This is a genomic window from Kitasatospora sp. MBT66 (assembly GCF_000710405.2).
Lineage (GTDB): Bacteria > Actinomycetota > Actinomycetes > Streptomycetales > Streptomycetaceae > Kitasatospora > Kitasatospora purpeofusca.
This window is the reverse complement of sequence record NZ_JAIY01000004.1, coordinates 692710-693214: the sequence shown is the minus strand read 5'-3', so window position 1 is coordinate 693214 and position 505 is coordinate 692710. Positions and strand designations below refer to the sequence as shown.

General features: G+C 78.8%; 1 pseudogene. It reads left to right on the top strand.

Going from position 1 to position 505, the window contains the following annotated elements:
- Positions 1-348 (top strand): annotated as a pseudogene (locus tag BI06_RS47920) (long-chain fatty acid--CoA ligase); the annotation flags it as partial.
- Between the last annotated feature and the right edge of the window lie 157 nt (positions 349-505).

The window sequence follows — 505 nt, the reverse complement described above, 5'->3', positions numbered from 1 at the left end:
GACGGCCGGATCGTGCTCGGCGGGCGGCTCAAGGACATGGTGCTGCGCCGCGCCGAGAACATCTATCCCGGCCTCTACGAACCGTCCCTGCACCTGCCGGGCGTCGAACTCGCGGTGCTGGTCGGCGTCCCGGACGGGGACGGCGACGAACGGCTGGTCGCCCTCGTCCAGCCCTCGCCCGGCACCGACCCGGGACGGCTGCGCGCCGCGCTGGCCGGACCGCTGGCGCGGATGGGCTCGGCCCGCCCGGACGCGGTGCTGTTCGGCCGGGTGCCGCTGGCCGGGCGCTCCCGCAAGCCGGACCGCGCGGCGGCGGCCGCCCGGTGCGCCCGGGAGCTGGCCGGATGAGCGGGAACGCACGCGCGGCGGACCACTCGGCACCGGTACCGGCCGTGCACCGGGCCGCCCGCCGTAGGGACCGCCGGGTCTATCTGCGCAGCCACCCCCTGCTGTTCGCGCTGCTCGCGGCCACCCGCCGCCGCCCGGTCGCCCGGCTCGGCCGCAC